The following is a 9,143-nucleotide window of genomic DNA, read 5'->3' as shown; positions in this document are numbered from 1 at the left end:
CGGCATACGAGATTCATGAGCGTCTCGTGGGCTCGGAGATGTGTATAAGAGGCATCCGTATGTCGAACTACGCCGAGAGCCTGCACCACCTCGACAGCTACATCTCCGCCCGCGTGCCGGTGATCGGCATGCGCACCATCGAGCAGCAGCGCGCCCTGCGGCTGCTGCGCGAGGCGGCCACCCAGCCGCGCCGCAGCAGCATGCCGTTCTGGATCTACACCAGGGCCACGGGTCTGCGCGATCTGCGCACCAACGTCTCGGTGCAGGACGACCGTTCGCTCACCGGCGCCATGGACTTCGCCGCCGCCCAGTTCACCAGCAGGGCCAACGCCACGGTGATCCTCGTCGACCCCGACGGCCTCGAGGCGGACACGCCGGTCACCCGGCACGTCGCCGAACTGGCCCGGCTCGCCGACAGCAACATGGGCAGCATCATCCTCATCACCGACACCCCCATCTGGAGCGGTCTGCAGCGGCTCGGCATGAGCCTGCAGCTCGACCTGCCGGACGCCGACGAGATGTACGGCATCCTCAGCGGCTTCCTCGGCGACCACCACGGGCACATCCCCATCGAGTGGGGCGAGGAGGACGCGCGCCGGGCCGCCGAGTTCCTGCGCGGCGTCACCGAGGCCGAGTGCGTCAACCTGATGGCGACCATCGCCGCGAAGGGCTCCATCAAGGAGGAGGACGTCCTCGGGCTCGCCCAGGCCAAGGACCGCATCTTCAGCGATCTCACCGGCCTGGAGCGGGTGGCGCTGCGGGAGAGCGACTACTCCATCGGCGGCCTGAGCAGCCTGCGCGAATGGCTGCGCCGCAAGCACGAGCTGATGCACGCCGACCTGCGCGGCAGCGAACTGCGGCCGCCGCGCGGGGTGCTCCTGGTCGGCGTACCCGGCTGCGGCAAGTCACTCTCGGCCAAGGCCATCGCCCACGAGTGGAAGCTGCCGCTCTACCGCCTCGACATGGGCAGCATCCACGGCAAGTACCTGGGCGAGTCGGAGGGCCGCTTCCGGGAGGCCCTCGCGATGGCCGACCGGGTCGCGCCCTGCATCCTGTGGATCGACGAGATCGAGAAGGGCCTCGCGGGCCGTGACGACGGCACGGGCGTACCGCAGCGGATCATCGGCCAGTTCCTCTTCTGGCTCCAGGAGTCCCAGTCGCGTGCCTTCGTCGTCGCCACCGCCAACGACGTCCGCAGCCTGCCGCCCGAGCTGCTGCGCAAGGGCCGCTTCGACGAGCTGTTCTTCGTCGACCTGCCCGACGCCGACGAGCGCAAGGAGATCATCGCGCTCTACCACCGGCGCTATCTGAAGTCCGACCCCGAGCCGCAGCAGGTGGACCGGCTCGTCGACCTCTCCGAGGGCTTCGCGGGCTCCGACCTGGAGTCCGCCCTGCACGACGTCGGCGCGGAGGCGCTGCTGAGCGGCGGCGCGGCCAACCTCAAGCCCTCGCTGCTCCTGGACACCTTCGCCAACACGGTGCCGATGAGCAGGGTCAACCCGGAGCAGATCGAGGAGATCAGGGCGTGGGGCCGGGAGCGCGCCGTGCCCGCGGGACGCGCGTCGTCCACCGCGGCTCCCGGCGCGGCGAAGCCCGCGCGCCGGATCGTCTTCATGGACGACTGAGGGACGGGGGGGTGGGGGCCGCCTGAAGTGACGGCCCCCACCACTCTCAACTCGCGCAGTACTGCTCCTCCTTGCCGATGGACCGGTACATGCAGTCCGCGTTCTCCAGGAGTTGAAGCACCGCGTCCCGGTTGCGGTCCGTCTCCCGGTCGATCACCTCGTCGGGCGGGTAGAAGCCGCCGCCACCGGACGACGACGGGTACATCTCGAAGGTGTAGGAGAAGATCTTCTGGTTGCCCCACAGCCAGTCGTCGATGGTGCCGTCGGTGATGTAGAGATCGCTTGACTGCTCGGGGGTGTAGCCGTTGCTCGCGGCCATCTTCTCGCCGACCGCCGCGTGCGCGTCACGGTCGTCCTGGGTGAGGCCCTCCGCCGTGTCGTCGTAGGTGTAGCCGTAGGGCCACAGGACGAGTTCGCTGTACGTGTGGAAGTCGATCGCCGCGGTGATCTGCTGCTTGCCGCCGACGACCCGGCCGCGTACGAAGTCGGCGACGACCTTCACCTCGGGGGCGGACTCGCCCGCCGAACCGCGGTACGTCTCCGAGCCCGTCGAGCCCGAAGAGCCGCCGCAGCAGCCCCACTTGTGGGCCCAGTTGCGGTTCAGGTCGGTGCCGACGTTCGACGAACCGGCGTTGGGCTGACGGTTCTTGCGCCAGCTGCGGTACGAGCCGGACGCGATGTCGTACTCGCCGCCGTCCGGGTTCACGTCGGGGACGATCCAGATCTCACGGTCGTCGACCATCTTCTTGATCCGCGCGTCCGTGCCGTAGTCGTCGCCGAGCTCCCGCACCAGATACAGCGCCATCTCGACCGTGAGGTGCTCGCGCGCGTGCTGGTGGTGGGTGAAGAGGACCTCGGGCTCGGCCTCGTCCGTGGCGGCGTTGTCGCTGATCTTCACGGCGATGATGTCGCGGCCCTCGTGGGACTTCCCGATGACCTTCTTGGTCATGATGTCCGGGTGGGCGGCGACGCGCTGGTCGATCTCCGCGTTCATCTCCGCGTAGTTGTGGTACTTGGAGTCGGCCGGCGGGAAGTCCTTCGGCTTGGGCTCCTTGCCGCCGGTACGCTTCGGGGGCGCGGCGACCTCCTTCAACTCGTAGCCCTGAGCGCGCAGTTCACGCGCCTGCGCGGCGGTGGCCGACACCGTCACGCCATGGCTGTCGAAGTCGTCGATGCTCACGCCCGTGCGGGCGATCTCGGTGCGCGTGACGGCGGTCGAGTGCGTACTGATCTCGTACTGCCGGGTCTTCTGCTCCTCCTCGGCCGCCGCCGTCCGCTGGGGGGCTGTGTCGGCTGGGTCAGCCGGTGCGGCGTTGGCGGTCAGGGGTGCCGCAACGGCGAGGGCGAGGAGGGCCGCCAGGGCGGCGGACCTTCTTCCGCGTATGTGCCTGCGTATGCGAAGTCGCATGAAGTCTCCTGAAGGGGTGGGGGGTAGCTCACTGCGACGGTGCGGCCCCATGGTGATGCAGTGGCATGTTCCGGTCAATGCCGTCCCCGGCCAATCCCTCCGACCCCTTGTGCACCAGGCGTCTTTACGCGAACTTGATCTCATGGCGGATACCCCAGGCAGTGGAGTCAGCGCCGGACAGAGCAGCGGCGCAACCAACCAGCCCCGCAAGTCCAGTTGGAAGTACATCGGCCCCGGCATCGTCGTCGCCGCGACCGGCGTCGGCGCGGGCGACCTCGTCGCGACCCTCATCGCGGGCAGCAACTTCGGCTACACCCTGCTGTGGGCCGCCGTCATCGGCTGCGTCGTGAAGATCTCGCTCGCCGAGGCCGCGGGCCGCTGGCACCTCTCCACCGGCCGCACCCTCTTCGACGGCTGGGCCAGCCTCGGCCGCTGGACGACGTGGTTCTTCGTCGTCTACGTCGTGATCTGGGGTTACGTCTACGGCGCGGCGGCCATGTCGTCGTCCGGGCTGCCGCTGCAGGCCCTCTTCCCCGACGTCATGGATCTCAAGTGGTGGGGCATGCTCACCGGCGTCGTCGGCCTGGTCTTCGTCTGGTTCAACAAGTACGCCGTCTTCGAGAAGGTCATGACGGTGCTCGTCGGCGTCATGTTCGTCGTCACCGTCTATCTCGCGATCCGCGTCACCCCGCACCTGGGCGACGCCTTCGCGGGCCTGCTGCCCGTGCTGCCCGACGAGAAGGACTCCGTCCTCAACACGCTCGGCCTGATCGGCGGCGTCGGCGGCACCATCACCCTTGCCGCGTACGGCTATTGGGTCAACGCCAAGGGCTGGACCGACAGCGGCTGGATGAAGGTGATGCGGCTCGACAACCGCGTCGCGTACATCACCACCGGCATCTTCGTCGTCGCCATGCTCTTCGTCGGAGCCGAGATCCTGCACTCCGCGAACGTCGCGATCGCCGGCGGGGACCAGGGCCTGGTCCAGCTCTCCGGCATCCTGGAGGAGGAGTACGGAGACGCCACCGCCAAGCTCTTCCTGATCGGCTTCTTCGCCACGTCGTTCACCTCGCTGATCGGCGTGTGGCACGGCGTGAGCCTGATGTTCGCGGACTTCGTCGAGCGCTACCGCAAGCAGCGGGTCGGCGCCGACGACAAGGCGTTGACCGGCGAGGAGGTGGCCTCCGGCGCCCGCGAGAAGTCGGTCCCGTTCCGCGCCTACCTGCTGTGGATGACGTTCCCGCCGATCATCCTGCTCTTCCAGGGCCAGCCGTTCCGCCTCATCATCCTCTACGGCGTCCTGGGCGCGGCCTTCATGCCGTTCCTGGCGCTCACCCTGATCTGGCTGCTCAACTCCTCGCGTACGCCGAGGGAATGGCGCAACGGCTGGCTCAGCAACGGCATGCTGGCGATCGCGGGCCTGCTGTTCCTGGTCCTGTGCGTCAAGCAGATCACGGACCAGGACTGGGGCAGCTTCTTCTGACGAGGATGTTGGACGAACAGCAGCGCCGCCGGGGGAGCGGCGGCGCTGCGGTCTTCAACTTGGTGACCCTCGACTTGGTGACCCTCGTACTTGGTGACCCCCGCTTACGGCAGCCCGTGGACGTGCGGTCCGACCGCCTTCGACCAGGCGCTGCCGTCCGCCGCGTCCCAGTTCGTGGACCAGGTCATCGCGCCCCGGATGTCCGGGTACGTCTTGGACGGCTTGAACGACCCGCAACTGGTGCCCTTCGCCAGGCAGTCCAGGGCCTGGTTCACCACCGACGGCGCGACATATCCGCTGCCCGCCGCCTTCGACGAGGCGGGGACGCCTATGCCGACCTGCGACGGGGCGAGGCCGCCCTCGAGCTGGATACAGGCGAGCGCGGTGAGGAAGTCCACCGAGCCCTGGCTGTAGACCTTGCCGTCGCAGCCCAGCATCGAACCGCTGTTGTAGTACTGCATGTTGACGACCGTGAGGATGTCCTTCACGGCGAGCGCCGTCTTGAAGTACTCGTTGGACGTCGACTGCATGTCGATCGTCTGCGGAGCCATCGTCAGGACCAGACCCGAACCAGCTTTCCCGGCAAGGGACTTGAGGGCCTGGCTCATGTACGTCGAGTTGAGCCCGTTCTCCAGGTCGATGTCGACGCCGTCGAAGCCGTACTCCTGCATGAGCTTGTACGTCGAGTCCGCGAAGGCCGTCGCGGACGCGGAGTCATTGACCGCCACCGCGCCCTTCTCGCCGCCGACCGAGATGATCACGGACTTCCCGGCCGCCTGCTTGGCCTTGACGTCGGCCTTGAACTGCTCGACGGTGTAGCCGCCGAGCCCGGCCGAGTCGAGGTTGAAGGTGATCTCGCCGGGCGTCGCGGTCGCGTCGGCGAAGGAGACCGCGATGATGTCGTAGTCGTCCGGTACGTCGCTCAGCTTCTGGACCGTGGCGCCGTTGTTGAAGTTCTGCCAGTACCCGGTCACCGCGTGCTCGGGTACCGCGCGGGTGCCGGCGTCGGCGTCGTCGGCGCCGCCGGTCAGCAGGCCGGTGAGCGCGAGGGCCAGTGCCGTTGCCAATCCGATGACGGTACCTGCCTTCCTGCGAGTCCTGCCGCGTGCGTGGTCCACTTCTGCCTCCGGTGGGGGGAGTTGGGGGGACGGAGAGCTCTCACTTGGTCGTACAAGCTGGTCCAGACCAATTGGGTTGTCAAGACCTCTGACGCCACCCGCACCCCGCAGGACCGGCCAACCTCGACGTGAACAGTGGGAAGTTGGGTGTTGAGGCGGCGATGACCTGGATAAGGTGCTGAGGCAGAAGTGCACGAAGACCGGGGGGTGTAGGCATGCCGACCGCCATAGCCGTCACCGGCCCCGACCTGGTGCTGCCGTCGCCCGACCGGCACACCCCGTCGGCGGCGGTCCTGCAGAGCGCCGTCCAGTCACCGAGGACGTACTCGCTCGACCAGTCGCTCACCGAGATGCACACGCTCATCGAGCACCACGGCTATGTGATCGTCCTCTGCCCCGCCTCCGCACCGCCCGCAGTCGTGCACCGCCTGCACGCGATCCGCTCGGTCCTGGAGAGCGACCGCATCGCGATCCTCCGCCCCGACCTGCCGCCGCTCGGCATAGCCGTCCTGGCCCTGCAGCTGCGTCAGCTCTCCATCTGCGACTTCAGCCCCGGAGTCCTCGCCTCCGCGGCCCGCCTGCTCTCCCACTACATCTACGCGGGCGCGGTGCTCGGCTCGGTCGCCAAGCTCGACCGCGTCCCCGTCACCCTCCAGTCCCACGCCAAGTCCTGGGTCCCCGGCGCCCAGTTCGCCGTCCTCGCGACACCCCGCCCCGAGCTGGTGAAGCTCACGGGCGAGGCGAGCCTCTCCGGCCCAGGATTCGGTACGAAGATGCTGTACGCGCCCGGCCAACTGCCCCCCGACTGGGTCACCGGAACGCTCGCGCCTGCCTGGCGCACCCAGGGCGTCACGGAAGTACGCCTGCCCGCCGAATCCGCACGCTGGTGGGCGACGCCCAAGCTCGTCGAGTTCGCGGCGGCCATCCCCGACATCTCCGTGCTCTACCAACTGGTCACGTCCGTCCGACGGGACGACTGCCACTGGTGCGGCCTCGAACTCATCGGTGACCGCTGTGGCTTCTGCGCCGCACCGCTGCCGCCGCCCCCCGAATGCCCCTCGCCCTCACCCGCCGTACGGGCACTCCCGAGGGGCGCGACCTAGGGTGCGCTCCCTCTCACGTACGCGACCGCACGACCACGCGCCACACCGCTCACCGTCCGTAGCCATCCGCACCCGATCGAGGTAGTCAGGTCCATGAACTCACGCCAGCGCCGCGGCGTCATCCTGCTGGTCCTTTCGGTCCTGGCCGCGTTCGGCGCGTTCGCGGGCGTCCTCTCGGTGATCCGTGACGTGAACTCGAAGGTGGGCCCGGAGGTCGCGGCGTACAAGCTCAAGGGGGACATCGCCCCCTACAAGGAACTGAGCGCCGACCAGTTCGAGAAGGTCGAGATGCCGGAGCGGTGGCTGTCCGACAACGCGGTCACCGACCTCCGCCAGATCCGCGGCAAGATAGCGGTGACGGAGCTGCGCAAGGGCTCGCTGCTCCAGTCGGACATGATCGTCAGGCGTCCGGAACTCTCCCCTGGCCAGCAGGAGATCGCCATCATGATCGACGCCGCCACCGGCGTCGCGGGCAAGATCACTCCAGGCTCGACGGTCAACATCTACGCCACCTTCAAGGGCGAGACCGACACCGCCAAGGACCAGTCGAAGGTCATTGTCGAATCGGCGAAGGTCATCGACGTGGGCAAGCTGACCGCGCTCGACCCGGACCGGGACGACGACCGCAGCAGCCGCCGTACGCAGACCGAAGCGGTGCCGATCACGTTCGCCCTGGACACGGCCGACGCCCAGCGCGTCGCGTACGCGGAGTCGTTCGCCACGCATGTCCGGCTCGCCCTGGTGGGGCAGGGCGGCGACGCGGCGATCCCGCGGGGTGACCGGACGTACACCCTCGACGAGGACAAGTAGGAGGCCGTATGACCACCCGCATCCTCCCCGCGGTAGGCGACCTCGACGCGGGCCGCGCCCTCTCCACGCTCATCGGTCAGCTTCCGGACGCCGAACCCGCCCTCCCCGTGGCCGACTCCACAGCCCTGCTCGACCACCTCGCCCGCCTCGCCGCGGAGTCGCTCGACGAGCTGCCCGAGGTCGTCCTCATCCACGAGCGCATCGGCCCCGTCCCCGCCCTCGACCTCATCCGGGACCTGGTCCTGCGCTTCCCGGCGGTCGGCGTCGTCCTCATCACCGCGGACACCAGCCCCGGCCTCCTCACCGCCGCCATGGACTCCGGTGCCCGGGGCATCATCGGCTTCCCCCTCGCGTACGACGCCCTGGCCGAACGCGTGCACGCCGCGGCCGCCTGGTCGGCCGGCATGCGCCGCCACCTCGGCAGCACCGGCATGGAGCTCTACACCGGGGGACCGGGGGAGACCCCTGGCGGCGGACAGGTCGTCGCCGTAAGCGGGGCAAAAGGCGGCGTCGGCACCACTCTCACCACCGTCCAACTCGCCCTGGCCGCAAGGGCATCCGGCCGCACCGTCGCCCTCCTCGACCTGGACCTCCAGTCCGGCGACGTCGCCTCCTACCTGGACGTACAGTTCCGCCGCTCCATCGCCGACCTCGCGGCGATCACCGACATCAACCCCCGCGTCCTCCAGGACGCCGTCTACACCCACGAGACCGGCATCGGCCTCCTCCTCGCCCCCGCCGACGGCGAACGCGGCGAGGAGATCACCGACCGGGTGGCCCGCCAGACGATCGGCGCGCTGCGCAGCCGCTACGACGTGGTCCTGGTCGACTGCGGTACGTACGTCACGACGGCGACGGCGGCAGCGATCGAACTGGCGGACCAGGCACTGCTCTTGCTGACCCCCGACGTCGTCGCGGTCCGCGCCGCCAAGCGCATGGTCCGCCTGTGGGACCGCCTCCAGATCCGCAAGGCGGAGGAGACGCTCACCGTCGTCAACCGCAACGGCAAGGGCGCGGAGATCCAGCCGTCCCTGGTCGAGCGGGTGACGGGCACGCGCGTCGCCCGCACCACGGTCCCGGCGGCCTTCAAGGAACTGCAGGGCGCGGTGGACGCGGGCCGCATGCAGGACCTGGACAGCAAGTCCACCGTCAAGCAGTCCCTCTGGGCCCTGGCGGGCGAACTGGGCCTGGTCGACACGGAGTCGGCGGCGGGCGCCGGGAAGCGGGGTGGCCTGACCCTGCGCAAACGGACCGGCGGCGACCGCGGCGCGGTGACCCTCGAATTCGCCGGCATGTTCCCTCTGATCCTGGCCGTCATGGGCATCCTCTGGCAGTGCGCCCTGTACGGCTACACGTTCTCCCTGGCGGGCAACGCGGCCGACGAGGCGGCCCGCGCCGCGACGGCCGCGTACGCGGCGGGCGAGGGCGCGGAGGCGGCGTGCGCGGCCGCGGCCCGCGAGCACCTCCCTTCCGCGTGGCAGGGCGCGGCGGTGTCCTGCACGGACGAGGGCACGGTCTGGAAGGCCCATGTCGACGCGAAGGTCCCCCTGTTCTTCCCGGGGGTGGACACGGGCTGGGAGGTCAACGGGGAGGCGG

Annotated in this window: 7 protein-coding genes; 5 read left to right on the top strand and 2 right to left on the bottom strand. The window is 69.2% G+C overall.

Going from position 1 to position 9,143, the window contains the following annotated elements:
* The first annotated feature begins 59 nt into the window (after window positions 1-59).
* Complete coding sequence (locus E2651_RS37105) at window positions 60-1,625, top strand: AAA family ATPase (RefSeq protein WP_135335673.1); 1,566 nt, start codon at window positions 60-62, stop codon at window positions 1,623-1,625.
* 46 nt (window positions 1,626-1,671) lie between these two features.
* Here E2651_RS37105 and E2651_RS37100 read toward each other — a convergent pair whose 3' ends face one another.
* Window positions 1,672-3,033, bottom strand: a complete 1,362-nt coding sequence (locus E2651_RS37100; protein ID WP_135335672.1) for a M14 family metallopeptidase — start codon at window positions 3,031-3,033, stop codon at window positions 1,672-1,674.
* Between the two features lie 142 nt (window positions 3,034-3,175).
* Between E2651_RS37100 and E2651_RS37095 the strand changes: the two genes are divergently transcribed.
* Window positions 3,176-4,516 carry an Nramp family divalent metal transporter gene (locus tag E2651_RS37095; RefSeq protein WP_135335671.1) on the top strand — a complete coding sequence of 447 codons (1,341 nt, stop codon included), beginning with the start codon at window positions 3,176-3,178 and terminating at the stop codon, window positions 4,514-4,516.
* A gap of 104 nt (window positions 4,517-4,620) precedes the next feature.
* Here E2651_RS37095 and E2651_RS37090 read toward each other — a convergent pair whose 3' ends face one another.
* Window positions 4,621-5,589 (bottom strand): chitinase, encoded by a 969-nt coding sequence (locus E2651_RS37090; RefSeq protein ID WP_348541693.1) that lies wholly within the window; start codon window positions 5,587-5,589, stop codon window positions 4,621-4,623.
* Between the two features lie 260 nt (window positions 5,590-5,849).
* Here E2651_RS37090 and E2651_RS37085 point away from each other — a divergent pair, with 260 nt between their 5' ends.
* From E2651_RS37085 to E2651_RS37075, 3 genes are all read left to right on the top strand, one after another.
* A complete protein-coding gene (locus E2651_RS37085; RefSeq protein WP_135335669.1) occupies window positions 5,850-6,737 on the top strand; it encodes a hypothetical protein in 888 nt (295 codons plus the stop codon).
* Window positions 6,738-6,830: 93 nt separating this feature from the next.
* Window positions 6,831-7,547: a Flp pilus assembly protein CpaB gene (gene cpaB / locus E2651_RS37080; protein ID WP_135335668.1), complete on the top strand. Its 717-nt coding sequence runs from the start codon at window positions 6,831-6,833 to the stop codon at window positions 7,545-7,547.
* A gap of 8 nt (window positions 7,548-7,555) precedes the next feature.
* Window positions 7,556-9,143: AAA family ATPase (locus E2651_RS37075; RefSeq protein WP_135335667.1), on the top strand; the 1,588-nt coding region annotated here is incomplete at its 3' end.

The sequence above is a fragment of the Streptomyces sp. MZ04 genome (assembly GCF_004684775.1).
GTDB lineage: Bacteria > Actinomycetota > Actinomycetes > Streptomycetales > Streptomycetaceae > Streptomyces.
This window is presented reverse-complemented; position numbering and strand designations above follow the sequence as displayed.